At 40.7% G+C, this 26,017-nt stretch carries 25 protein-coding genes; 22 read left to right on the top strand and 3 right to left on the bottom strand.

All coding sequences use genetic code 11. From position 1 onward, the window contains the following. The first annotated feature begins 193 nt into the window (after positions 1 to 193). From IV64_RS02900 to IV64_RS02830, 15 genes are all read left to right on the top strand, one after another. On the top strand, positions 194 to 2,902 hold the full coding sequence (locus IV64_RS02900) for an alpha-mannosidase (RefSeq protein WP_057705666.1): 2,709 nt from the start codon (positions 194 to 196) through the stop codon (positions 2,900 to 2,902). Then, positions 2,899 to 4,245 carry a family 43 glycosylhydrolase gene (locus IV64_RS02895; protein WP_083491549.1) on the top strand — a complete coding sequence of 449 codons (1,347 nt, stop codon included), beginning with the start codon at positions 2,899 to 2,901 and terminating at the stop codon, positions 4,243 to 4,245. Before IV64_RS02900 ends, IV64_RS02895 begins: the two co-directional genes overlap by 4 nt. A 6-nt stretch (positions 4,246 to 4,251) precedes the next feature. Continuing rightward, positions 4,252 to 4,737: a PTS sugar transporter subunit IIB gene (locus IV64_RS02890; RefSeq protein ID WP_057705665.1), complete on the top strand. Its 486-nt coding sequence runs from the start codon at positions 4,252 to 4,254 to the stop codon at positions 4,735 to 4,737. Between the two features lie 15 nt (positions 4,738 to 4,752). Next, entirely contained in the window at positions 4,753 to 5,529 is a 777-nt protein-coding gene (locus IV64_RS02885) for a PTS mannose/fructose/sorbose/N-acetylgalactosamine transporter subunit IIC (protein ID WP_057705664.1), read from the top strand. Continuing rightward, the gene (locus IV64_RS02880) at positions 5,513 to 6,340 is read left to right on the top strand and encodes a PTS system mannose/fructose/sorbose family transporter subunit IID (RefSeq protein WP_057705663.1); all 828 of its coding nucleotides are present in this window, start codon (positions 5,513 to 5,515) and stop codon (positions 6,338 to 6,340) included. The genes IV64_RS02885 and IV64_RS02880 overlap by 17 nt, the downstream gene beginning before the upstream one ends. A gap of 14 nt (positions 6,341 to 6,354) precedes the next feature. After that, the gene (locus IV64_RS02875) at positions 6,355 to 6,771 is read left to right on the top strand and encodes a PTS sugar transporter subunit IIA (RefSeq protein ID WP_057705662.1); all 417 of its coding nucleotides are present in this window, start codon (positions 6,355 to 6,357) and stop codon (positions 6,769 to 6,771) included. Between the two features lie 2 nt (positions 6,772 to 6,773). Continuing rightward, complete coding sequence (locus IV64_RS02870) at positions 6,774 to 7,610, top strand: Cof-type HAD-IIB family hydrolase (RefSeq protein WP_057705661.1); 837 nt, start codon at positions 6,774 to 6,776, stop codon at positions 7,608 to 7,610. A gap of 3 nt (positions 7,611 to 7,613) precedes the next feature. Then, complete coding sequence (locus tag IV64_RS02865) at positions 7,614 to 8,477, top strand: ROK family protein (RefSeq protein WP_057705660.1); 864 nt, start codon at positions 7,614 to 7,616, stop codon at positions 8,475 to 8,477. A 379-nt stretch (positions 8,478 to 8,856) separates the two neighbouring features. After that, positions 8,857 to 9,732 carry an aldose 1-epimerase family protein gene (locus IV64_RS02860; protein ID WP_057705659.1) on the top strand — a complete coding sequence of 292 codons (876 nt, stop codon included), beginning with the start codon at positions 8,857 to 8,859 and terminating at the stop codon, positions 9,730 to 9,732. 294 nt (positions 9,733 to 10,026) lie between these two features. Then, entirely contained in the window at positions 10,027 to 10,830 is an 804-nt protein-coding gene (locus IV64_RS02855; protein WP_057705658.1) for an SDR family oxidoreductase, read from the top strand. Between the two features lie 31 nt (positions 10,831 to 10,861). Further along, positions 10,862 to 12,727: a BglG family transcription antiterminator gene (locus IV64_RS02850; RefSeq protein WP_057705657.1), complete on the top strand. Its 1,866-nt coding sequence runs from the start codon at positions 10,862 to 10,864 to the stop codon at positions 12,725 to 12,727. Then, on the top strand, positions 12,727 to 13,221 hold the full coding sequence (locus tag IV64_RS02845; RefSeq protein ID WP_057705656.1) for a transcriptional regulator GutM: 495 nt from the start codon (positions 12,727 to 12,729) through the stop codon (positions 13,219 to 13,221). Before IV64_RS02850 ends, IV64_RS02845 begins: the two co-directional genes overlap by 1 nt. A 16-nt stretch (positions 13,222 to 13,237) precedes the next feature. Next, the gene (gene srlA / locus IV64_RS02840; protein WP_057705655.1) at positions 13,238 to 13,789 is read left to right on the top strand and encodes a PTS glucitol/sorbitol transporter subunit IIC; all 552 of its coding nucleotides are present in this window, start codon (positions 13,238 to 13,240) and stop codon (positions 13,787 to 13,789) included. A 25-nt stretch (positions 13,790 to 13,814) separates the two neighbouring features. Further along, entirely contained in the window at positions 13,815 to 14,843 is a 1,029-nt protein-coding gene (srlE, locus tag IV64_RS02835) for a PTS glucitol/sorbitol transporter subunit IIB (RefSeq protein ID WP_057705682.1), read from the top strand. A 29-nt stretch (positions 14,844 to 14,872) separates the two neighbouring features. Next, positions 14,873 to 15,250 (top strand): PTS glucitol/sorbitol transporter subunit IIA, encoded by a 378-nt coding sequence (locus IV64_RS02830; RefSeq protein ID WP_057705654.1) that lies wholly within the window; start codon positions 14,873 to 14,875, stop codon positions 15,248 to 15,250. Between the two features lie 703 nt (positions 15,251 to 15,953). On the opposite strand, the gene IV64_RS02825 is transcribed toward IV64_RS02830, so the two are convergent. Then, on the bottom strand, positions 15,954 to 16,709 hold the full coding sequence (locus IV64_RS02825; protein WP_057705653.1) for a DeoR/GlpR family DNA-binding transcription regulator: 756 nt from the start codon (positions 16,707 to 16,709) through the stop codon (positions 15,954 to 15,956). 275 nt (positions 16,710 to 16,984) lie between these two features. Here IV64_RS02825 and IV64_RS02820 point away from each other — a divergent pair, with 275 nt between their 5' ends. Genes IV64_RS02820 through IV64_RS02790 form a run of 7 tightly spaced genes read left to right on the top strand, consistent with a single transcriptional unit; the run spans position 16,985 to position 23,726 of the window. Beyond that, positions 16,985 to 18,073, top strand: a complete 1,089-nt coding sequence (locus tag IV64_RS02820; protein WP_057705652.1) for an alcohol dehydrogenase catalytic domain-containing protein — start codon at positions 16,985 to 16,987, stop codon at positions 18,071 to 18,073. Between the two features lie 16 nt (positions 18,074 to 18,089). Then, positions 18,090 to 18,506: a PTS sugar transporter subunit IIA gene (locus IV64_RS02815; RefSeq protein WP_057705651.1), complete on the top strand. Its 417-nt coding sequence runs from the start codon at positions 18,090 to 18,092 to the stop codon at positions 18,504 to 18,506. A 16-nt stretch (positions 18,507 to 18,522) separates the two neighbouring features. Then, positions 18,523 to 18,999: a PTS sugar transporter subunit IIB gene (locus IV64_RS02810; RefSeq protein WP_057705650.1), complete on the top strand. Its 477-nt coding sequence runs from the start codon at positions 18,523 to 18,525 to the stop codon at positions 18,997 to 18,999. An 18-nt stretch (positions 19,000 to 19,017) separates the two neighbouring features. After that, positions 19,018 to 19,782, top strand: coding sequence for a PTS mannose/fructose/sorbose/N-acetylgalactosamine transporter subunit IIC (locus IV64_RS02805; protein ID WP_057705649.1), 765 nt, complete (start codon positions 19,018 to 19,020; stop codon positions 19,780 to 19,782). Next, the gene (locus IV64_RS02800) at positions 19,779 to 20,639 is read left to right on the top strand and encodes a PTS system mannose/fructose/sorbose family transporter subunit IID (protein WP_057705648.1); all 861 of its coding nucleotides are present in this window, start codon (positions 19,779 to 19,781) and stop codon (positions 20,637 to 20,639) included. Before IV64_RS02805 ends, IV64_RS02800 begins: the two co-directional genes overlap by 4 nt. A gap of 20 nt (positions 20,640 to 20,659) precedes the next feature. Beyond that, positions 20,660 to 21,316: a ribulose-phosphate 3-epimerase gene (gene rpe / locus IV64_RS02795; RefSeq protein ID WP_057705647.1), complete on the top strand. Its 657-nt coding sequence runs from the start codon at positions 20,660 to 20,662 to the stop codon at positions 21,314 to 21,316. 40 nt (positions 21,317 to 21,356) lie between these two features. Beyond that, entirely contained in the window at positions 21,357 to 23,726 is a 2,370-nt protein-coding gene (locus IV64_RS02790; RefSeq protein ID WP_083491552.1) for a phosphoketolase family protein, read from the top strand. A gap of 114 nt (positions 23,727 to 23,840) precedes the next feature. On the opposite strand, the gene IV64_RS02785 is transcribed toward IV64_RS02790, so the two are convergent. Both IV64_RS02785 and IV64_RS02780 read right to left on the bottom strand, forming a co-directional pair. Then, the gene (locus tag IV64_RS02785; RefSeq protein WP_057705645.1) at positions 23,841 to 24,467 is read right to left on the bottom strand and encodes an HAD family hydrolase; all 627 of its coding nucleotides are present in this window, start codon (positions 24,465 to 24,467) and stop codon (positions 23,841 to 23,843) included. A gap of 253 nt (positions 24,468 to 24,720) precedes the next feature. Next, positions 24,721 to 25,977, bottom strand: a complete 1,257-nt coding sequence (locus IV64_RS02780; protein ID WP_057705644.1) for an MFS transporter — start codon at positions 25,975 to 25,977, stop codon at positions 24,721 to 24,723. Between the last annotated feature and the right edge of the window lie 40 nt (positions 25,978 to 26,017).

Here is a 26,017-nt window from a genome sequence, read left to right as displayed (position 1 = left end):
TTTATCATACCATATTACGGCCAATAATCAATTAGGATGGCTGGTTCTCTCCAAAACAGATGGAAGCGGATAACTCAATTTCTATTTGGTATTGATTTTGACTGTTTGTATTTATTGTATAGACAAAAATAATAAATGGTGGTATTGTATGTTTGTTCAGAAAATATAATAAGTATAAGGGGCGTTGAAATACATGAAGAGAGTTTATATTGTTCCGCACAGCCATTGGGATCGAGAATGGTACATGCCCTATGAGCAGCACCATATGCGGTTGATTGAATTAATTGATAACTTAATTAAGCTTTTTAAAACCGATCCAGACTACCATTTCTTTCATTTAGATGGTCAAACAATTGTTTTAGATGATTATTTGCAAGTACGACCGGAAAATAGATCAATCATCAAGCAGTTGACTAGTTCAGGAAAACTACAAGTTGGTCCGTTTTATATCTTGCAAGATGATTTCTTAATTTCAAATGAGTCAAACGCACGGGATATGCTGATTGGCCACCGCGAAGCTCAAAAGTGGACGAACCACATGGCAAAGGTCGGGTACTTCCCAGATACATTTGGCAACATGGGTCAAACACCACAACTATTACGGCAAGCTGGATTAGATAATGCGATGTTTGGACGTGGTGTAAAGCCCACTGGATTTGCGAATGCAACTAGTAGTAGTGATGACTTTTCATCTAAGTTCTCAGAGATGAATTGGGTCGGTCCGGATGGTTCTAAAGTACTAGGGATTCTCTTTGCTAATTGGTATGACAATGGTAAGGAAATTCCAACAGAAAAGGTTGCCGCTAAAGCTTTCTGGGATAAGAAATTAGCCAGCACGGGACGGTATGCCTCAACTGATGACTTACTATTTTTGAATGGTAGTGACCATGAACCCGTTCAGATGGATCTTTCGAAAGCGATTCGGGTAGCCAACGAGTTGTATCCAGATATTGAGTTTATTCACGCTAACTACAATATGTACTTGGATCAGTTGCGAAAAGATTTACCAAAAAATTTGGATCAAGTTACTGGGGAATTGACTTCCCAAGAAACAAACGGTTGGACAACGTTAGCCAATACGGCGTCTAACAGAGTGCCAATCAAGCAACGAAATACTGAAGTTTCGGTAGAACTTGAAAAGGTTGCGGAACCGTTAGCGACGCTGGCAAATGTTCAACTTGGAAAACCGTACCCACATGATCAATTGACGTACGCTTGGAAAACATTACTTCAAAACCATCCTCATGACAGCATTTGTGCCTGTTCAGTGGATGAGGTCAGTCAAGAAATGCAGACGCGTTACATGAAATCAGAACAGGTCGCTAAATACGTCGCAAAAGAATCACTGGATGAACTAAGTCAGAATATCAATACTAACGAAATGGCTCATGAACAAGGTGCTCACCCATTTGTTGTGTTCAATACGGCAACTTCTGAAAAAACGGATACGACCGTTGTCGAAGTGCCACTGGAACAGGTTGTTTTTAATCCAAATAAAGATGATCCCAAGGCGATTTTTGATGAATTGAAGCAAAAACCAGTGATCCATTATCAGGTCAAGGATGCAGACGGAAAAATCGTTCCAAGTACTGTACTTGACGTGAATGTTAAATTTGGATTTCGGTTACCAAAGGACCAATTCCGACAAGCAATTATCAAACGGGTTGCAAGAATACGTGTTTATTTAGCAAAAATGAAACCGCTGTCATGGATGACGCTACGACTTGTTCCACAAGCTAAGACTAGCGATGCGCATTTAACGAAAAAGAATGAACGCGAAATCGAGAATGATTATCTAAAGGTTACGGTTGAGCAGGATGGCCGGTTAACTGTCTTAGATAAAATTAGTGGGCATACGTACCATCATTTAATGCAATTTGAAGATACTGGGGATGTTGGAAATGAATACGTTTATAGGGCATCCGATGACCCCGTCTATGTTTCGAGCAATTTCAAGAATGACGTTACTTCGCTAGTAAACAACGATTATCAGCAATCGCTAGCTTTGACGATTCATCTCGAATTGCCAGAATCAATGAATGAACAACTGGCTTATGAACAGCAGGCTCACATTGACTATCGAAAACGAACTGCCAAGCGAGTTAAGCAGACACAATCGTTGGATTTGAAGATTGAGCTGGTTTTGTTAAAAGACAGCCCAAGATTACAGATCAACCTGAATTACGATAATCAGGTCAAGGATCACCGTTTACGCGTCCTATTCCCAACGGACCTAAATGTAAAGAATCATTATGCTGACAGTATTTTTGAAGTTGTAAAGCGGCCAAATCAGGTAAGCGCTAAGTGGAAAAATCCTGAAAATCCGCAACATACCCACGCATTTGTTAACGTTCATGATAAGACGCGTGGATTAACAGTTTCAAACTATGGCTTGAATGAGTATGAAGTGGCTCGTGATGGTGGCCAAATTGCCATGACCGTTTTGCGGTGTATCGGTGAGATGGGGGACTGGGGATACTTCCCAACTCCTGGTGCGCAATGCCAAGGCCCGCAAACAACTAAAATTGGATTGGAATTTCACGGTGCTACCGAACAGGGCCGACTGGAAACCTTCCACCACGCTTTTGCTAGTCAGGTGCCATTTTCAACGGTGTTCCCTGAATGGCAGAATGGTAAGCTAGAAATGAATGCAACTTGGATGAAGGTAGCCACGGGTGCAGTCAAAACAACCGCAGTAAAAGTTCAAGAAGATGGTGAAGGTGTTGTTACTCGCTCATATAATTTGACTGATAAGGCCGTTCAAATGAACAATGATTTAGCTAATTATCAAGCGTTTGCGAGTGACTTACTCGAAAATGCAAAGTCAAAAGAGCCAGAACGACTAACCTTACAACCATATGAAATTCATACGACGCTTTGGAAGGAGCAATCGAAAAAATGACAGAATTAGTAACCGTTGCATTGGCGCGACAAAAAAGGCATTACACACGCAATCCTTTTATAACGTCCTTATTTGCTGCTGATCCAGCGGCTCACGTTTGGAAAGATGGTCGCTTGTACGTGTATGCTTCAAGGGATGTAGACCAATCGCAGGCACCGTTGAACATGGATTACATGGATCATTATCATGTTTTTTCAACGAGTGATTTAGTGAACTGGGTAGACGAAGGTGAAATCTTAAATTCTCAACAGCTTGACTGGGGAATTGATGGGTTCATGTGGGCGCCAGATGCGGCTTATCATAACGGCCACTATTACTTTTATTACCCACACCCGAGCGCTAAACCTTGGAATGACACTTGGAAAGTGGGCGTTGCGGTTAGTGATGCACCGACTAGTCAGTTTAAGGACTTAGGTCCAATCGAAGGACTAGGCGGACACGCCCTCATTGATCCAGCCGTGTTCACGGATGAAGATGGTAAATCGTACATTTACTATGGTGGTGGCGCACATGCTTATCAAGGTCAACTTAATGATGATATGACTTCGCTGGCTGCACCAATGCAAGTTGTTGATGGTTTAGATGATTTTCATGAGGCAGCTTGGGTGTTTAAACGTCAGGGTCAATATTACTTTACGTACTCTGATAATCATCGTGGGGCGAACCATATGTGCTATGCCACGAGTGATTCGCCGATGGGACCGTGGACTTATCGGGGTTACTACATGTTACCTGTAGGATGTGAAACGACCCACGGATCTGTCGTTGAATTTAAGAATAAATGGTATGCCTTTTATCATAATAATGCGCTGTCACATATTAATGAATTGCGTTCTATTTGTTGTGATGAGTTAGTGTTCAATGACGATGGAACAATCAAAATGGTTTGCCAAACGCGTAACGGTGGGTTACCAGTTGCCCAAGATGGCTTTGAAACCCCACGTAAAATGCAAGTCATTTCAAGTCAAAATGCTGATCAAACCGCTGGACTTGATTTGGTTAAAGAACCACGGTCTGACTTTTCAGCAATCTTGGTTGGATTTCAACGGATTGGGGCACAAGTTGGATTTGACAATGTCGATGGCTTTGATACTGGAAAAGTCACTTTGGGTCTCTATTACGCGACTGCGGCAAGTTTGGCAAAAGTTCGAATTGTTGTAAATGGCCAAGACTGGTCACTAGTCAATTGTCCGTATACGGGGAGCCGGCATACTTTTGACGGTTATACAAATATTACGTTACAAATGAAACCAGGCAAAGTGAACCATATTGAAATTATTGGCGGTGATGGTGATCTTAGTCTAGAAGCCATTTCAACGCAGACAGTTATGGAAAGGAAGTAGTTGTTTATGCCAGTTGTATTAGCAAGGGTTGATTCACGATTAATTCATGGGGTGGTTGTTACGGACTGGTTCGGTAAATTAAGTCCCAAACGCTACATGGTTATTGATGATGAGATCAGCAAGGATGAAAGTCTTAAGGCGACGATGCGGATGGCTAAGCCGTCGGGGACCGGGATGTCGATTATTGACACGGATAAGGCTATTCATAATTTTAAGAACGGTAACTATGATACTCAACGAGTGTTTGTGCTAGTTAAAGATCCGGCAACGCTGATTAAGTTGATTGATGCAGGCGTTGAGATTCCTAAAGTCGACGTCGGTATTATCTTTATGGGCGAAGGTAAAACGAAGGTTTCAAGTTACGTGGCAATGGGACCAGACGACGTTCAGAAATTAAAGACCATCCAATCAAAGGGGGTCCCAGTCGTACTTCAGTATATTCCTAATGATCCAGAAGAACCGATTGAGCGTTATTACGACAAGGTAAAATAGAAAGGGTGAAACATAATGCCAGTTGTACTACAAAATTGCTTAATAACATTATTTGCATTTATTTGGGGAATTGATACCGTTGGTTTTCAAGTTATCAACGTTTTAACGCCGTTAGTTGTTGGTGCGATTACAGGAAATTGGACAGAAGCCATTACGATTAGCGGGACCTTCACGTTAATGGGGTTAGGAGCCGTTTCAATTGGTGGTTCCTCGGTACCAAATTATGGCCTAGCTGGTTTGATTGGATCGTACATTGCCATTCGTTCTGGAACTGGATTAAATACGGCCATTGCCATTGGTATTCCAGTTGGATTATTAGCCATTCAATTAGATATTTTAGTAAAGACATTGATGAACTTCGTTGCCTCACACGCTGAACACTTGGCTGACGAAGAGAAGTTCCAGCAGATGAATCGTTTCTTATACCTTGGTCCTATTATGTATGGCTTGGAAATTGCGATTCCAACTGGCATTGTAGCGTTCATGGGTACTGACGTTGTTAAAGCGATTTTAGCGTTCTTCCCAAAGTGGTTCATGAGTGGTTTATCAATTGCGGGGGCAATGCTTCCAGTTGTCGGGATTGCGATCTTGTTACACTACATGCCAATTAAGCGTTACTTTAACTACTTGGCGATTGGTTTTTTAGCTGCTGCCTACTTACAATTACCAGTTTTAGCAATTTCTATTCTAGGTGCAGCCTTTGCTTTCAAGACCTATGTTGATTCAAAGAAGCAAAATGCTGCAGCGGCAACCGCCGATAATTCTAATCAGGGAGATGATTACGATGAATGAACCAGTCAAATTAACGAAGCGTGATAAGGAAAAAGTCTTCTGGCGGTATACCATTGTCGCAAATAGCCTATTTAACTACGCATCAATGGAAGCGCCATCTTTAGTGTACGCGTTAAGTCCAGCGTTACGTACGATTTACAAGGATAACAAGGAATATAAAGCATCTTTAAAGAATCAATTTAAGTACTTCAATACCACGCCAATCATGGCTGAATCACTGATTGGGGCTTCACTAGCCATGGAAGAAAAAGATGGGACTAAGGCGTTGGAACCAGTTCAGTCGTTAAAAACATCCTTAATGGGACCCTTTGCAGGTATTGGTGACTCTGTATTTAACGTCATGATGAACACGATTATTGGGTCAATTACTGGTTCGCTAGCACTGTCTGGTAATTTAGTCGCACCTCCATTAATTGGTTTTGTCTGGGCCATGATTATGTTATTCGGGGTCAAACGCCCATTGTTCTATGGTGGTTACAATTCAGGGATTGCGATTGTTGAACGTTTTGGGGATCAACTAAGTCGTTTGACAGACGCCGCTTCTGTTTTAGGGATTACCGTAGTTGGGTCATTAATTCCAACGGTTATTAAGCTTGAGACTGGCTTGCAAATGAAGACTGGGAAAGTTGTGACGCATGTTCAGGCTGATATGTTAGATAAGATTATGCCCGCATTGCTACCACTAGTTGTGACGTTTGCAATTTATAAGTTGCTGGATAACAAAAAATGGACGCCAACAAAATGTATTTTCTTAGTGATTGCGCTGTCCCTAGTTTGTGCCTTCTTTGGCATTTTAACTGTACCAAAGTAAGGAGCGGATATTTCATGAAAAGACAAATCATAATTGCCTCGCACGTTGGGTTAGCACGTGGCATGAAAGAAACCCTGCAATTCTTATCCGGGCAGGCTCAAGATGTCGATGTGCTGTGTGCTTATACGGATAATGAACCGTTAATCCCAACGGTTGATAAATTAATGAATCAGTATCGTGATACTGATCAGGTGATTGTTTTTACGGATCTTTTACCAGGAAGCGTTAATCAAGCGTTTTATAAATATCGTGAGTGGGCAAACGTTAAGATTATTACTGGTATGAATCTTCCACTAATTTTAGGCGTCGCACTAGCCGCACCTGGTCAGATTCTTGATGACCCGCAATTACAAAAATTAATTACGGAGGCCCAACAACAAATTATTTTAATGAACGAATACGTGCCAGTTGTTGATGAAGAGGATGAGTAAAAGTGCAAAATAAGATTGTTGCTGCTTGTTTTGATCTAGATGGGACTTTGCTAGATTCCAACGGGCGTATCTCGCCAGCCAATGTTAGTGCGCTTCAGTCCTTGAACCAAAATGGTATCGCAGTTGTATTGGCATCTGGACGTCCAATTGAATCATTAGCGCTTTTTAGTCAGGACGTGTTGCATCTGGACACATTTAAGATTGGTTTTAATGGTGCGATTGTTGCAAATCAACACGGTAAAGTGCTTGCGATGGAATTGATCAATAATCAAGATGTGATTGAAGTGACGCGATTGGCCCAGCAATTGGGGATTAACGTTAACTTTTCAACGCCCACTAAATGGATCAACTTTTCGGTGCAAGTAAACGATGACCGGGTGGATAAGTATAATGAAACGCTGACAGAAATTAGATGCCACTCGCTTGCGCAATTGCAACTGTTAATGGATGATCGGCCAATAAAGGTTTTAAAAGTCGGGATGCACATCGTTGATCAAAAGAAACTTTGGGTGATGAAGGCAGCAATGCAAGGTATGGCTTTGAACGTTGTACAGTCGGACCGTGAATTCTTAGAAGCAACGCGTCGTGGAATTTCTAAATACAGTGGTTTTCAGCAACTCGGTAAAGTGTATAAGTGGCAAGCCGACCATGCATTGGTATTTGGCGATTACGAGAATGATTATGAATTGATCCAACGGGCTAAGTATGGTGTCGCAATGGCAAATGGATTGGCTAAATTGAAGTCCGTTGCGTGGCAAGTCGCGCCCACAAATGATGAAGATGGAGTTGCTCAGATTATTAATAAGTATGACTGGGTTATGCCGGTAAAGGAGGAATAGATTTTGAGATATGGCGGAATTGAAGCAGGCGGAACTAAGTTTGTCGTTGCGATTAGTGATGAACACCAACGGATCATTAAGCAAATCCGCATTGATACTGAAGCCCCAGCAGTAACGATGCCAAAAGTCGTTGAATTCTTTCAGGACAACCCAGTAAGTGCGATTGGCATTGGCTGCTTTGGCCCAATTGATATTGATCCTCAGTCGCTCAACTATGGGTATATTACCGAAACACCCAAAGTGGGATGGCGAAACTTTAACTTTTTGAACGTTCTTAAGCAGGCGCTGAATGTGCCGATGTATTGGACAACGGATGTTAACGTGGCCGCCTGGGGTGAATATTGTTTGGGGGCTGGAAAAAGTAGTCAGCACCTGTTCTACAGTACTGTTGGTACCGGAATTGGCGGTGGTATGATCAATAATAATCAGTTTTATCAAGCACGTAGTCATCCAGAAACTGGTCATATTCCGGTTCGCCGATATTATGAAGATAATTATAAAGGAAGCTGTGCGGTCCACGGTGACTGTTTGGAAGGCTTAGCAGCGGGACCTGCGATTGAAGCACGGGCAGGTGTCAAAGCTAAGAAAATTGCTAGCGATGATGATCTGTGGCAGCAGGAAGCCTATTACTTAGCTCAGGCTTGTATGACCTATACGTTATTATACGCGCCGGAGAAAATCGTTCTGGGCGGTGGCGTTTCTAATCAAGCGCAATTGTTTCCACTAATTCGGAAGAGTTTTGAGCATCAACTTAAAAATTATGTTGACGTTCCTCCGCTAGAACAATACATTGTCCACGCTGAGTTAGGTGACCAAGCTGGAATTGTTGGTGCCTTATTATTGGCGGAAAAAGTCTATAACGGTTAATTTATGAAGGACATACCAAGGTTTAAGATTGGTGTGTCCTTTAGCTATTGTTGGTGAAGATATTTAGGCCTAAATAATTGCTGTTATGAGTAGATAGGTGGGGACATGAACTCGAAAAAATAAGTTATAGGATAATATAATTAAACGAGAAAATTTACAACATTGGTATATGCCAATGTATGACTGTCGATGCAATAATCGTGAAAGAAATCGTAAAATTGGTATCGTGAAAATCGCTGGTGATTAGCGTCTTGTCAGTATTCCTAATACAAAAAAATTAATGAAAACCCCTTGAAACTGAAATAAACAGGTCCATACTGAGGTTGTAGAATTGAAACCGCTTTTTTACAGCGGTCATAAAGTTGGAGGGGTTTTAATAATGGCAACTGTCGAATTAAAAAATAAAAAAATTAGTGCTGTGATCAGTTTACTAGGAGCTGAAATTCAAAGTGTGACTCGGACTGATGATGGATTTGATTATATTTGGAACGATACCACTGGAAAGTACTGGGGTCGCCACGCGCCCGTTTTATTCCCTATCATTGGTCAAATTAATCAAAACACTTATTATTTTGATGGCAACAAGTATGGGTTAACCCAACACGGCTTCTTACGCGACCAAACTTTTGAGATTGTTAGCCAAAGTCAGGATGCAGTTGTCCTGAAGAGTGCTGCCAATGCTGATACTAAGGCCAAATTCCCGTTTGATTACCAAGTCACGATTAGTTATCAATTAGACGATAGCGCGCTTAAGGTTGAATTTAACGTTGAAAACCTAGACCAGAAGACGATGTACTACTCATTAGGCCTTCATCCTGGATTCAATACGACCGGCGACTTTGCTAACTACCGGTTGAAGTTTGATCCAGCCGTAACTGAATTGGAAAATCAGGAAGTTGACCCTGCGCCACTATTGAGTGGTAAAACGCACATGGTCAAGTTGACTAATGGTGAATACGCCTTGAATCATGACAAGTTGGATGCCGGCTTGATTGTCTTTTCCGCGAAGGGTCTGAAACATGTTCAATTGGTCAGCGCCGAAGCTAAGCACGCGGTTGAGTTGAACCTTAACGATTTCCCATACTTTGCCATCTGGTCACCTGAAAAGAAGAATGCTGATTTCGTCTGTGTTGAACCATTCAATGGACTCCCAGACGTTTACGGCGACCCCGAACAGCTCCAAGATAAGAAGGCAGTTAACACGTTAGCCGCTGGTAAAACGGATGTATTTGGGACTGAAATCAAATTTTCATAGCTAAGTCGTTTGCTTAATATTGTAAAGTTCCTGGATAATAGATATCTAGGAACTTTTTTTTGTTGCGAAAAAATAGAATGATTTTCTGGAATTAAAATAATTCTTATGAATCGTATGAACGTACCGATACATAGCAGGAACAGGGGCCCTGGCCGTATTAATAAAGCGTATCGATTGATAATTAGTATACCAATTTAAAAAGTTGTTGAAAAATATGTGAATTAACCATGAACGCGCTTTCATGTATATTTGTTTATGAAGAAAAGGAAATGAACAAATAAGGAGCGATTTTTAATGAGTGAGTCATGGATTAATATTTCAAAACGAGTATACGTTGTCACTGGTGGATCTTCAGGTATTGGGAATGCCATTGTCACTGAATTATTAAACAATGGTGCGGTTGTTTACAATGCTGATTTAAAGGAAGGCGAATTAAAGAACGCTAATTTGCACTTCGTTGAAACCGACGTTACTGATCAAAAAGCCGTTGATGCTTTAGTTGACCAAGTTGTCGAAGAACAAGGCCACATTGATGGATTAGTTAACAACGCTGGTATCAACTTACCACGGTTATTAGCCGATGCTGATGATCCTCATGGGCAGTATGAATTTACTGAAGGTAACTTTGAAAAGATGTTCGCTGTCAACGTTAAGAGTGTCTTCCTAATGTCTCAAGCAGTAACGCATCAATTTGAAAAGCAAAAGCGTGGGGTCATCGTTAACATGTCTTCCGAAGCTGGTTTGGAAGGGTCACAAGGCCAAAGCGTTTACTCAGCAACTAAGGGTGCCATCAACGGATTCACTCGTTCATGGGCTAAAGAACTCGGGGAACATAACATCCGCGTTGTTGGGGTTGCACCTGGCATCATGGAAGCAACTGGTTTACGGACTTTGTCATATGAACAATCATTGGCTTACACACGTCATAAGACAGTTGAAGATATTCGGGCTGGCTACAAGAGCACGACGACAACACCATTGGGTCGTAGCGGTAAGCTTTCTGAAGTAGCTGATGCAGTGAACTACTTACTATCAGACCGCGCAAGTTACATTACTGGTGTCACGATCAACATCGCAGGTGGTAAGAGTCGCGGCTAGCCCCAGCGTTTAAAAGGGGATAGGTGGAATAATGGATAGACAGAATTTTGAAATGTTGAACTTTTTTATTAATAATGATGCGCTAACGTTACGAGAACTTCAGACCCATTTTTCAATTTCAAGAGTGACCATTACCAAAAACATTCGGGAAATTAATGATTATTTAGATGGCGTTGCCAAAATTAATATTAATCAATCAAAATTCTATTTAGTAATTAAAGATTATTCCGCCATTGCTAAATTACAAACGAATTTTTTAAAGCAGGATCTCGACTTTAACGATCCCGCCAAACGTCAGGCAACCATCTTAAAGGAACTGTTGAAAAACATTAATGGGTACGTGATCGTGGATGACTTGGCAGATGCTTTAGTCGTCAGTCGCGGAACTATTAACAAAGATTTACGGGCTTTAAAAACGGCCCTGGCGTTCTACGATGTCAAGATTGAAACTAAAACCAACCGCGGGATGCATTTGAAAGCCGATTCAGACTACAAATACGCCGTTATTACGCGGAACTTGGTTGGCAAGTATTATGAATTGGAAGCAACTTGGGATAGTCCAACGGATGTGAAATTAACCAATTTGATCCAGCAACTGGACTTCAACACTGATACGGTCATGGCAATTAAACGCAATATCGCCGTCATTAAGTGGTTACGCAAATATGAAATTCAAATTGACGCGCGGGTCCCGCATTACCATCAGTTACTTTCGGATGACGCGACGGCATCTTTACGTGAGTTGATTACGGAAATGATCAGTAGTTCACTCAGTCCAGGAGAATGGGATTTCATTTCGTACCCGTTTAACATCAAGAAGCTCAACGCCGATGACGATGAGCTGGTTAAGTTAGCTTTAACGGATGTTGACCACCTGATGCAAGTTGTCTTTCCAATTATTAAGCAAAAGTTTGATGTTAATTTAGACTTCAAACGGTTGTTGATGGAATTACGTTATCACCTGTTATTCTTGATTAATCGTGCCATCTTCGGTGTTAAAACTGAAGGCTTCATTTCAGTGGACATGCTTAACAAGTATCCCGTTTCAACTGAACTGGCGCAGTTGAGCCTTTCATCGATTGCGCAAAAGCTGAACGTCAAAATTAGGACCCAAGAAGTGGGCTACTTGACCGTCTATTTCCAAATGGAATTAGAAGAATACATGTCAGCACCAGTGATCCACCGGGTGGCATTAGTTAAACCAATTAGTAATAGTATGAAGAAATTTATCACCGAACAACTGAAAGAGCTGCTAAACGATGATTTACAGATTGACATTTTTAATTCTGAAAGTGATCTAGAAAAAAGTCCTGAAAAGTATTTACTAATTTTTTCCAATAGTTTTTTAACCGGCAATGTCCTAATTCAACATGCGCCGATCATCCGCTTAAATTCCGTGTTCAATCAAGGCACCTTACGAGAGCGATTGCAGATTTCGTTAGTTGATGAAGCGGTTAAGCGGGGATTATGTAAGTTCGATGTGACGCATTTTACTGGTAAGTCGACGTATACTGCCGGGGTCAAGCAGCTGATCAATCAAGAAATTGATTGTGGTCAGTTAACCCACGAGTTCCTTACCGATTGGGCGAAACGGGAAGAGCTTTCCAGCAGTATTTTCGGTGATGGGGTCGCGTTACCCCACGTGATTGATAAATCCGGGTTGAACCGCATCTTGGTCACCGTGGGATTGTTCGAAAAACCGGTTGTCTTTGATAATCAAAAGGTCAACGTGGTCTTTCTAGTCGCAATTCCCAATAAGTTAGATGCCGAACTCAGCCGCATCTTATCGCAAGTGTATGACTTAATTAGAAGCATTGCTGCTAATAGCAATATATTCAATAATTTAAAGAATTATGATGACAATCGTGGCTTGATTCAGTTAATGGAGGCGATTTAATGTTAATTTACTTCGGAATTATTTTAGTAGGCGCCTTCCTATTCCAAGGGGTCTTGGGTTTAAAACAAATCAAGAATTTTTCAAAAACGTTCCATCAGTTACGGGTCTTAGCCCCCGTTGCCATTGGGAAAAATCCTAAAAAGTTGCGTGCAGGGACGTTGATTCTAGTTGCTGTTAAAGATGACGGCACAATTGCGGAAGCACAGATGATGAAGGGCGTGACCATCTTTGCAAAGTTCAAAGAAGTGAAAGCGCTTCGTAATCAAAACCTTGCCGAAATTGCGGCGTCGTACGATCAATTAAAGCAGTTTGATAAGTTGACGCGGGTTTGCTTATTAGATGCTTACAAGAATTACATCAACTATAAAGTTAATAAGTTGAAGCCAGAAGATTTCGATGGATCAGTTAAGATTTGGAGTTTACCGATGGTCGACAAGCTTAAGTCAATCTACTACAAAGCCATTGGTAACCGACGGAAAAAACAAATGAATTAAAAGGAGCATCGATATTATGAAAGTAGTTACAGATTTAGCTTCAGGGTTTATGGGCCTCTTCCAAAGTGGGGGTAAAACACTGGTTGGTTGGATGACTTCCATTATTCCAGTTGTCCTCTTACTGTTAGTCTTAATGAACGCAATTATTGCCTTTGTTGGGGAAAAGAAGATGGCGGCACTCGCCAAAGCTTCAGCAAAGAATCCAGTGACACGTTATTTGATTTTGCCATTCGTCTCAGCGTTTATGCTCGGGAACCCAATGGCCCACTCCATGGGTCGGTTCTTACCTGAATACTACAAGCCAAGCTGGTACGCGGCGATTGCGCAATTCTGTCACACTAGTAACGGGGTCTTTCCACATATTAACCCGTCAGAATACTTTATCTGGTTAGGGATTGCACAAGGGGTCCAAAAATTAGGATTAAATACGATGGATTTAGCCATTCGGTACATGCTAGTCGGGATCGTCATGAACTTTATCGGTGGTTGGATTACCGACTTTACGACGGCGTACGTTTGCAAGCAACAAGGAATTTCACTTTCTAAGAAAGTTGAATTCGCCGGCTAGTTAAAAGAGAGCGAGGGTCATGACAATGACAAAAGAATATCGGAGTATTAAAGTTGTTAAAGGTTCTGGTGGTTGGGGCGGCCCGCTGACCATTACCCCAACGGCTGAAAAGCATAAGTTTATATACATTACAGGTGGGAACAAACCTGCAATCGTTGATAAGATTGCTAAGTTAACTGGAATGCAAGCAGTTGATGGTTTTAAGACTTCCATTCCAGATGAAGAAACGGCATTAGCGATTGTTGACTGTGGTGGGACGCTACGTTGTGGGATCTACCCTAAGAAGGGTATCAAAACAATTAACGTTTTACCTACTGGGAAGAGTGGCCCGTTAGCCCAATTCATGAACGAAGGAAACTATGTTTCTAACGTTGATTTGGACCAAATCACGTTGGCAGAAGATAGTGACGTTGAAGCTGAAAAGGCAAACGAAAATGAAAGCGCTGCCGAAGTTGCTGAAGAAACGACGGATGACGGCTCTAAGTTTGATAATTCTAAGACCTTAACGGCACAAACTAAAAATCCTGGTATCTTAACTAAAATCGGGATTGGCGCTGGGCGAGTCGTTGCAACCTTTAACCAAGCCGCAAAAGATGCGGTCCAGACCGTTATCAACACGATTATTCCTTTCATGGCTTTCGTTGCACTGATTATTGGTATTATTAATGGTTCTGGGATTGGTAAGGCCTTTGCAAGTGTCATGGAACCATTGGCTGGGAATGTTTGGGGCCTGATGATCTTAGGTTTCATCTGTTCACTACCATTCTTATCACCATTATTAGGACCCGGAGCCGTTATTGGCCAAGTTATTGGGACTTTGATTGGTGTTGAAATTGGTAAGGGTAATATCCCACCACAGTACGCTTTACCAGCACTGTTTGCCATTAACACCCAAAACGGTTGTGACTTTATCCCCGTTGGTTTAGGATTGGCTGAAGCTGATTCTAAGACCGTTGAAGTCGGGGTACCATCAGTCTTATACAGTCGGTTTATTAATGGTGTGCCACGGGTATTCGTTGCTTGGATTGCAAGTTTTGGTTTGTATTCGAAATAAATAGAGGAAAGAATTTGAAGGTGGTCTGAATGATGACAAAAGAAAGAACGGTTTATTCAACGAAGGTTGTTGAAGTTGGGGCAGAATCAGAAGATTTTAAGTCAATCAAAATGGCAATTTTATTTGGGGATGAGGCACCGGATGCTTTACGGCCATCTTGCTTCATCGTTAAAGTGGAACCAATTAAGGAACAGATTGTCAGTGGGATGATTTTGAAAGTCGATGACAGTGAATACACGATTACGGCGGTTGGTAATGAAGTTCAAACCAACTTAGGTCGCTTAGGCCACACCGCAATTAGCTTCACGGGTGCCACTGATGCTAAACTAGCAGGATCGCTGTACACTTCCGAAGGTGATTATCCAGACTTTAAAGTGGGTAGCACGATTCAAATTATTGCTAGATAGTTGTTTAGGATAACTACGAGTGTAAGATTCGTAACTAACTATTAGTGAAGTACTTCGTAAGGAAATCAATTCATTTTTGAATTGATTTCCTTTTTTGGGCCTGAAGTTTAAAATAGCTGCAAGTACAAAAGCATAATCAGTCTCTGTAATTTTGTCGGATTGGTTAGAGTGACATGATCTTAGGTTCATCCTTTTTTTAGAAATTATTTGAAGGTGGTACTCGATTAAGGATAGGTACTTGTTGCGTTCTTTAACTGCTGCATAATGTATACACACTTCTGTTACATCCAAAATGGTGTTGGAGTTTTGCCTGTATTATGTCATGTGTGTGATAGAAGACCAGGCTGTAGGTTCTTTGAGGCTAGGTTCTTTGAGGCTAGGTTTCTTTAGAATAAACAGATAACTGGAGTGACTTTGATATTCAAAAAGCGCTATGAGTTCATAATGAATTCATAGCGCTTTTTTGGATGGCCAATTTTCCATATCAATTGAATATGAATGGGAAATTAGTGTTGAATCATGAAAATTCAAAAAGAATATAGTGAGAAAACGATGATGATAGTAAAATTAAATGACTTGCCGTTTAGCTAAATAACAAAACTTTGCAAAATGTTTTGCAGAATTTACATTGTAAAACAAGAAGCGGGTTGAATGTTATGTTAGCTCAGCAAAGTAGTGAATAAAATCACAAGATGAAGGATTATTATATTTCAACAGCCACATTGTGTACCTTGAAGGCCTTTGCAAAAGGCTCTGGTAGCTGGCCATTGGTGATAAAACAATCGATGGTATCAAAGTTAGCAGTTTTATAGGTCGTGGTTAGGTTAAGCTTTGAGTCATCGGCAACAAGGATTGTTTTGTGGCAATGGGACATGCTCTTTTTTGAGACTGTGACTTCACTAAAATCGTGATTAGTAATGCCGGAATTTAACGAAATTCCACCACATCCAAAGAAACCAATATCCATGTAAATGTCGCTCAATGCTTGCATAGTCAACGCACCAGATAATGAACGTTCTGTTTTCCGCAGATCCCCACCCAATAAGATTACTTTCTTTCCAGGGATTGGTGCCAGGGTTGAGGCAACTGGTAGTGATTCTGTGACTACTGTGATATCAAGATTGCTCTGGCTGAGTGCTTTGGCAATAAAAAACGTTGTTGTCCCGTAGTCGATAAAAATGGTCATGTTCTGCTCAACATGTTTAATGGCTTTTCTGGCAATTGCCATCTTCTCTTTACGGTGCTGTGTTGCGCGTTTTTCGTACTCATCTTCTACCACTGTACGATCAACAGCGCCTCCGTGGACCTTCTTAATTACCCCTTGTTCATCAAGATAATACAAGTCCTGACGAATTGTTTCACGTGTCACCCCTAATTCATCACTTAGCTGAGTAATTCTTACTGAGTGTTCCTTTTTAATCTTCTCTAAAATAGTATCTCGACGCTCATATGGCCCCATGATTTCTTCACATCTTTCCTACGATATAGTTTTGAAAGTATACTTCTAATCCCATAATAATTATACGGACAAAAAAATTGGTTAAGCAAATAGTTGCCTTTGATAAGGCGTTTGTAAAAACTTACTGATATTGCATTTTTCTTGCTTTTATCAAAATATATCTTTTCTTTTTAGCTATTTTACCATAAAAACAAATAAAAAAAGATATTGCAAAATATTTGCAAAGTATTATACTGGTTCTTGTAAGCGATTACATAACATCAGGAGGCACTATTATGAGTGAATTAGGTACTGTTAAAAAGATTATGTCGAAGACTTATCGGTTGGTTGCACCAGGCGATATTAAAGAAGAACACATTGAAAGAGATTTGAAAGATGGCTGGGTTGATGTTCAACCAGTTATGGCAAGTGTTTGTCACGCGGATGATCGGTACTTTGGTGGACAACGTCGCCCAGAAGCGTTGAAGAAGAAGTTGCCAATGGCTCTTTTGCATGAAGGTATTGGGACTGTTAAGGAGAGCATGAGTGATGACTTTAAAGTAGGTCAACGAGTTGTCATTGCACCTAACGTTCCAGGTTACATTCTTAGAGGAACTAAGAAGACCGAAACTATTCCTGATAATTACAGTAAAGATGCAGCGTTTATTAGTAGTGGTCATGATGGGATTGCGCAAAGCGATTTAGTTCATCCAGAGAGTTGTCTTATTCCAATTCCTGACAATGTTCCTGATGAAATTGCCGTCTTAGCCGAAGTAAGTACGGTTGGCTACCATGCATCTAGTCATGTTGCTGATATTTTGAAGAAGCCAAATGTTAAGGTTGCATTATTTGGCGATGGCCCAGTTGGATTTATGGCAGCGGCTGTATTGCATTATGTATGGGGAATTAGCAAAGAAAACCTAACAGTATTTGGTGCAATGAAGGATCGTTTGAGCAAGTTTGATTTTGCTACTCAAGAAATGAGTACGGAATATGATTTTGATGCAGCTGATGAACAGTTTGATGTAATTTTCGAAGCGACCGGTGGCAGATTCAGTTCAGTTGCTATTAATGAAGGAATTAAAGTCATTAAGCGCACAGGGAGTTTCGTATTGATGGGCGTTACAGAAGACTTAGTACCAATCGATACACGTGATGTCCTTGAAAAAGGTTTGAAGATGTACGGTACTAGTCGTTCAACACCAGCTGATTTTAAAGTTGTTATTAATGCGATGAGTGAAAGTGCAGAATATCGTGAAACGTTACGGACGTTGTTGCCTGCTCATAAAACAAGTATTTCAAGTGCGGCAGATTTGACCGACGCATTTAACGCTATTTTGAAAGAAAAGGCTTGGAACAAAGCAATGCTCGAATTTAAGTGGTAGAAGGTAGGAATACATTATGGTTGGAATTGTAATTGCAACACATGGAAAATTAGCAGATGGTTTATTGGATGCCGCATCACTCATCATTGGAGAACAAGAAAATGTGTTTACGATTGGTCTGAACCATGGTGATGACATTACCACTTTCGGTGAGAAATTAGCAGAAGGTGTCGATAAGGTAAACGATGGTGACGGTGTCTTAATCCTCGCCGACTTATTTGGTGCTAGTCCGTATAATCAAGCTGCATTAGCAGGAAGAAAATTAGACGGTGTTTCGTATGAGTTACTTACAGGCGTTAATTTACCAATGTTAATTCAAGCACTGAATGATCGAATGTTAGGTTCCAGTTTGAAAGAAATGAAAGCGGATGCATTGCAAACTGGGACTGAAGGTATAATTGATTTCTTTGCAAAATTTAGCAAAGAAAAGTAGAAATGGAGTGATTTAAATGTCAGAAGTAGTATTAGCACGTATTGATGATCGCTTAATCCACGGCCAGGTTATGACTGCTTGGCTTCAATATACTGGTGGTAATCATATTGTAATTATTGATGAAGAAACTGCTAAAGATGATTTTCTTAAAACAGTTATGGAAATGTCTGTTCCCGAGGGTGTTAAGTTAGATATTTTTGGTATTGATGATGCCGCAGAATTTTTAATTAATGATAATGATGATGAAAAGCTATTATTGCTAGCCAAAACACCTGCAGTTTATTACGCACTGATTGAAAAGGGCGTCAAGCTTGATGAAATTGTTGTTGGTGGCATGGGTGCCGCTAAAAATAGAAGTAAGTTCTACAAAAATATCTCTGCATCAGAAGATGAAAAAGTAATTTTTGGAAAAATAATTGATGCAGGAACTTCTATGAAAGTACAGATTGTGCCAAGTGATAAATCTACTGACGTATCAGGACTACTTAGTTAGTGTAAAGGAGAGTTTATTATGACAATACATCTCTGGCAAGCATTTTTAATCGGGGTAGTTTATTATCTCGGACAAATGGGGACCCCATGGGTTTCTTTAGCTGGTACTCATACCATTATGCGTCCGTTAGTCAATGGTGCATTAGTTGGATTAATTATGGGTGATCCGGTGACGGGGACTATTTATGGTGCTGCCATTCAATTGCCATTCTTAGCATGGATTGGTGCTGGTGGTGCGGTTCCAATGGATACAGCTTTAGCTGGTACTCTAGGAACTGCATTAGGGATGGCTTCAGGAGTTTCACCAACTGTTGCGATTACGTTGGCAGTTCCGATTAGTTTGATTGGTACGATGATTTGGGTCTTGCATATGACCGTTGATATTACTTTTGTTCATATGGCAGATAAGGCAGCGGATGAAGGTAATATTAACCGAATTAATTTCTTGCATGTCTGGCCACCTCAGATCACAATGTTCATTTTCTCAGTTGTTCCAGCAATGTTAGCAGCTTATTATGGGGCTGGTCCTGTTAAGAGTATTATTAGCGGACTAAGTGGTACTCCATTACATGTTTTGACAGTTATCGGTGGTTTACTCCCAGCCTTAGGTATTGCAATGAACTTACGAGCTATGACCGCTAAAGGTACGTTAGTGTTCTTCTTACTTGGTTTCATGGTTGTTGAATACTCTAAGATGGATATTTTACCAATCGCCGTCTTTGCTGCAATTATCGCCTATGTCTACACTAGACTATCTATGAAAAAAGGGAGTGAACGAGCATGAGTGAACGCCCAGTAGAAAATGAAACAGTAGAAAACGAACCAGCAAAAAAGAAACTATCAAAAAAAGAAGTTGTTCGAGCTTTCTGGCGTTGGACTTTCTTCTCACATGCCAACTACAACTATGAACGGTTGCAAGCAACTGGGGTTATTCACGCTCTTTCCCCTATTTTGAAGCATTTGTACGGTGACGATGAAGAACAAATGAAAGAAGCACTTCAGCGTCACATGGAATTCTTTAACACTGAACCTCACTTTGGTGGTGCCATCTTGGGTATGACCATTGCCATGGAAGAAGAGAAGTCGAATGGTGCCCCTATTACTGGTGGAACTATTAATGGCTTAAAGACTGGTCTTATGGGACCGTTAGCTGGTATTGGTGATACTTTATGGCAAGGGACGTTAATTCCAATTTTACTTTCCTTTACGGTTACTTTTGGTGCTAAAGGTAATGTCTTTATGGGGCCAATCCTCTTTGCCTTACTGCATTTAAGCATTATTTGGGGTATTGGTTACCTTTCATGGATGCAAGGTTACACTTTAGGTAAAGAAGGGATCGCGAAAGTTTTAAAGGGGTCACTTTTACCGACTGTTATGACGTATGCGCAATGTTTGGGACCAATAGTTATCGGTGCACTTTCAGCGTCATTTGTTAAAGTTTCTACACCATTAAAGCTAGACTTAGGTAAAGAAGTCCTTAAAGTTCAATCTGGGATCTTAGACAAATTGATTTTAGGCCTATTACCTTTAGGAATTACCTTACTTGCATACTATTTGTTGAAACGTAAATTCAAACCAACGACAGTTGTTCTTATTTTAATGGCAATTGGGCTAGTTGGTGGGATGTTCTATATTATTTAAATTTTCAGGAGTGATCAATGATGAAAATTGCACCTTCAATTTTGAGTGCTGATTTCTGTAACTTAAAACATGATATCGAACTAGTTGAAAAAGCTGGCGTAGAGTATTTACATGTTGATGTTATGGATGGACACTTTGTACCAAATATCACTTTTGGTCCAAGTGTTGTTGCTGACATTCGAAAGAATACAAATTTAGTCTTAGATTGCCATTTGATGATTGAGAATCCTGAACAGTACATTGAAGACTTTGCTAAGGCCGGTGGGGATATTTTAACAATTCACGTTGAAAGTACTCGCCATATCTATCGAGCGTTACAACTAATTCATGATAACAATGTTAAGGCTGGGATTGTTCTAAACCCAGGGACACCGTTAGCTGAAATTGAGCCAGTATTACCTTTAGTGGATCAAGTTCTTGTAATGACAGTTAACCCAGGTTTTGGTGGTCAAACATTTATTCATGATATGGTCAAAAAGATTCAGAAGTTGAAGGAAATTAAGGATCAAAATAAGTATTCCTTTGATATTGAAGTTGATGGGGGAATCAATGATAAGACACTAGTTGACTGCTATAAAGCAGGAGCAAATGTTTTTGTGGCTGGTTCCTTTGTTTACGATGCTGAGGTACCTAAAAAGCAAGTTGAATTATTAAAAAATGCAGTAAAGAATATCTGATATTGAAGGGATGAAAAAAATGATTGAATCAGGGAAAAATATGACAGTTGATTATTCGTCTGACGAATATTTGAAACGTGTTGATGCGTATTGGCGGGCAGCCAACTACATTTCAGTTGGTCAACTCTATTTGTTAAACAATCCGCTATTGAAGGAACCTTTAAAGGCTTCGGATGTTAAAGTTCATCCGATTGGTCATTGGGGGACAATTGCAGGGCAAAACTTCATCTATGCCCATCTAAACCGTGCAATCAATAAGTACGGTTTGGATATGTTTTATATCGAAGGTCCCGGTCATGGTGGCCAAGTGATGGTTTCTAATTCGTACTTAGATGGTACCTATACAGCAACTTATCCGAAGATTACCCAAGATACTGCAGGGATGAAGAAGTTGTTTAAACAGTTCTCCTTCCCAGGTGGGGTTGCTTCACATGCTGATCCCAAAACTCCTGGTTCAATTCATGAAGGTGGCGAACTTGGCTACTCTATCTTACATGGCGCTGGTGCCGTTCTTGATAATCCAGGTTTAATTGCTGCTACCGTTGTTGGTGATGGTGAATCTGAAACTGGCCCATTGGCAACCTCTTGGCAAGTTAACAAGTTCTTGAACCCAATCAATGATGGGACTGTATTACCAATCTTAAACTTAAACGGTTTCAAGATTTCTAATCCAACAGTGCTATCACGTGAATCACATGAAGAACTTGAAGATTACTTCAAGGGCTTAGGTTGGGATCCGCATTTTGTTGAAGGTACTGACCCTGCTAAGATGCACAAGATTATGGCAGAAGAGTTGGATAAAGTCATTGAAGAAATCCATGCAATTCGTAAGAATGCTAAGGATAACAACGATGAATCTCGTCCAAAGTGGCCAATGATTGTATTCCGTGCACCTAAAGGCTGGACTGGTCCTAAGACTTGGGACGGTGAACCAATTGAAGGTTCTTTCCGTGCTCACCAAATTCCAATTCCTGTTGATCGTAATCACATGGAACATGCTGATAAGCTAGTTGCTTGGCTCAAATCATACAAACCAGAAGAATTATTTGATGAAAATGGTACTTTGAAGCCTGAAATTGCTGCAATTATTCCTAAAGGCCAAGCACGTATGGCAGCTAACCCTGTCACAAATGGTGGGAAATTAACCAAAGACTTAATCACACCAAACATTGATGATTATGCATTGGATAATAAGGACCATGGTAAAGACGATGGCTCTGACATGACCGAATTGGGTAAGTATATTCGTGACTTAATTGTTTTAAATAAGGATAATAAGAACTTCCGTGGTTGGGGTCCTGATGAAACCTTATCAAACAAATTAGGCGCTGCCTTTGAAGATACCCGTCGTCAATGGATGGAACCAATTCATGAACCAAATGATGCTTTATTAGCACCAGAAGGTCGGATTATTGACTCCATGTTATCCGAACACATGGATGAAGGGATGTTAGAAGCATACAACTTAACTGGACGCTATGGTTTCTTCGCAAGTTACGAATCCTTCTTACGGGTCGTGGACTCTATGTTGACCCAACACTTCAAGTGGTTACGGAACTCCCATGAAGAAACCCCATGGCGGGCCGATGTTCCTTCATTGAACGTGATTGCAGCGTCAACTGCATTCCAACAAGATCACAATGGGTATTCACACCAAGATCCAGGTATTATTTCACACTTAGCTGAAAAGAAGACCGAATATGTGCGTGCATACCTTCCAGCTGATGCCAACTCTTTAATTGCTGTCTTTGATAAGGCAATTCAAAGTAAACAGCTTATTAACTTGATTATTGCAAGCAAGCACCCACGTCCACAATGGTTTACCATGACAGAAGCTAAACACTTAGTTCGTGATGGCTTGGGCGTTGTTGATTGGGCAAGTACTGACAATGGTGAAGAACCTGACGTTGTCTTTGCAACTGCTGGTTCAGAACCAACGACTGAAAGCTTGGCTGCCGTATCAATCTTGCACGCTGCCTTCCCTGAAATGAAGATCCGTTTCATTAATGTTGTTGATCTCTTGAAGTTAAAGAAGGACGATCCACGCGGGTTATCCGATGCTGAATTCGATGCCTTCTTTACTAAAGATAAGCCTGTTATCTTTGCATACCACGCTTACGATGATTTAGTAAAGACTATCTTCTTCGATCGTCATAACCATAACTTACACGTCCATGGTTACCGTGAAGAAGGAGACATTACAACACCATTTGATATGCGTGTACGTAATGAACTCGATCGTTTCCACTTAGTTAAGGCTGCATTATTAGCTTCACCAGAATACGCGGTTAAGGGTGCACATCTAATTCAAGAAATGAACAGTGAATTGGACAAACATCACGATTACATTCGCGCTGAAGGTGACGACTTGCCAGAAGTCTCCAATTGGAAATGGACACCGCTAAACTAGAGTTGTTGTAATCAACAGTATTTTATTTGAGACGATATATAAACTCCTTGTGAATTTGCTAAGAAAAGGCGTTCTACTAGTAGACATACGTTTACTGGTAGAACGCCTTTTCATTTATGCCGTTAACATTTCCAAAAGGTCGCTGGGCTGTTGTGGGCGTAACGTAGCTGCAGAGAAATCTGTTGTTGGTAACGCACCCCAAGTAGCGCTGGCAAAGGCCATTTGGGCGTTTTGTGCCGCTTGCATATCGTAGATGGTATCACCAACATAAATTGTTTCAGCTTTAACTAAGTGGTGCTGACGGACGGCATATTCTAGTGGGGCGCCGCTAGGTTTGTGTTCCGTAGTTTTGTCGGCAGTAACGATAATGTTAGAGGTCGTAATTTCAGGGAATGCACCAAGATCACTGTCAACTTCAGCAGCTGTTCGGGAAGTGACGATTCCCGTGTTCAAACCAGCGCTTTTTAATTCAGATAACAGTGGTTGAATGCCTGCAAAAAAATCTAGTTCGTTTTTATGCGTACCAATAGCGACGGTAAACTTCTGGCTGATTTCTTCAATGTGATTAACATTTAAATGTTGCAATATTTTGTCTGTGGGAAGCCCGACTAATCCTCTGACGGTTGCGGCGGAAACATCATGACCGTATTCGGCGATGATTTTGTGTAGGACGTTAGCAGCAATCGTTGCTGAATCAATCAATGTATTATCAACATCAAATAGAACGTTTTTGTATGTCATAAGGGGGTCCTTTCTAGAATTGATTGGGAATCGTTTATATAAATTTTATTGTATCATGAATTTTTTATGTAGGAGAAGGAAGTAGTGGGGGAGTAAAATCGTTTTTGTTGGTAATTATTTTCCTGGCTTAGATTTGTTATGGAGGGAGATGTGGAGCCGAAAAGGAATCAGTCCAATTGAACTGATTCCTTTGCCTATATGAATGTTTCTACCATATAGTTATAAATGTATTCTTTTAAATAGATATTTTATCCTATTTCACATCTTTAACAAATAAAATCAAAATCCCACCGAGTGCTGCAAAGATAAAGGCACCTAAGAATACTGCTGGATAACCACTGATTGGAATTAAAATTGCTGCAAAGATTGGAGCGATTGCTTGCGGTAGTGAGTTTGCAAGGTTATAAACACCTAGGAAAAAGGCTACTCGATTCTTGTCCGGCAAAACCATCAAATTTAATCGGTTATCTAATGAATTCCAAAGACCCATACCAAATCCAGCTAAGATAGCGTATAAAATTAAGCTAAATTCGCTTCGTAAGAGAATGATACTCAATGCACCTAGACCGACAAAAATTGAAGATAGTGCAACGGGCCACTTAACTAGCTTAAACTTGTCAGATAGTGGACCAGCAACGAGGCCTAAGACCAGTGCAAAAACAAACATAATCATATTAATAAGTTGAATTGATGAGGAAGCTGCACCAGTCCCCTTGTGGAAGAAATCTTCCATAATATATAGAAGGTATCCGGAAATCAAAAAGTTACCAATTCCTAAGAACATTTTTACAAGTAAGGTTAGATAGTAGTTACCACCAGTTGACCAACCTGGGAACAAATCCTTGAGCTTAAAATGTTCTTTTTTAGTCTTAGTTTTAGGAAGCTCTTGTCCAATGTTAGAAGGTTCTCGAACGAGAATCGCAGCAAGTAGTGATCCGACAAAGCAGATCAAGCCAAAAATAATGAAGCCTAATTTCAAACGGCCTAGGAATAGGGCGCCGATAACGGCAAATCCATTATTACCAAAAGCCATACCCACACCACCATAAGCACTTGAGGCAGTGCCTTGATGTTTTTCTTCGGCAAAGTCAATCCAGGCGACCATTGGTGCGACAATAAATTGTAGCGCGACGGCAGTAACCATCCAGGTAATAAATAGCCAAATAACACTTGTTGAGAATGATGCCAGAATCATTCCTAATGCAAAGACGGTTGCGCCACCAACAATCCATGGCGTTCTAGCACCAAACCGGGAATGTGTTCGATCGGACAAGTAGCCAGCAACCATATTGGCAATTGCGCATAGAACCATTGCACTAGTGGAGAATAAGGCAACTAAACTAATTTTATTTGCGCTATCCAAGCGTTGAAGCATTGCTGGAATGAATAACGATGATGCTACGATATAAGATCCCAGCCATGTTGCTGGGCCAATTGCTAGAGCTGGTAAGAGACGAAGCAAAGGAATGATAACTTTGTTTGGGCCAGTTTTAATATCCTCTTTTTGCATGATATTAAGTTCTCTTCTTTCTGAATTGAATATTTATCTT

The sequence above is a fragment of the Lactiplantibacillus xiangfangensis genome (assembly GCF_001438845.1).
Classification (GTDB): Bacteria; Bacillota; Bacilli; order Lactobacillales; family Lactobacillaceae; genus Lactiplantibacillus; species Lactiplantibacillus xiangfangensis.
The sequence above is the reverse complement of the archived record's forward strand: the minus strand, read 5'-3'. Positions and strand labels throughout refer to the sequence as shown.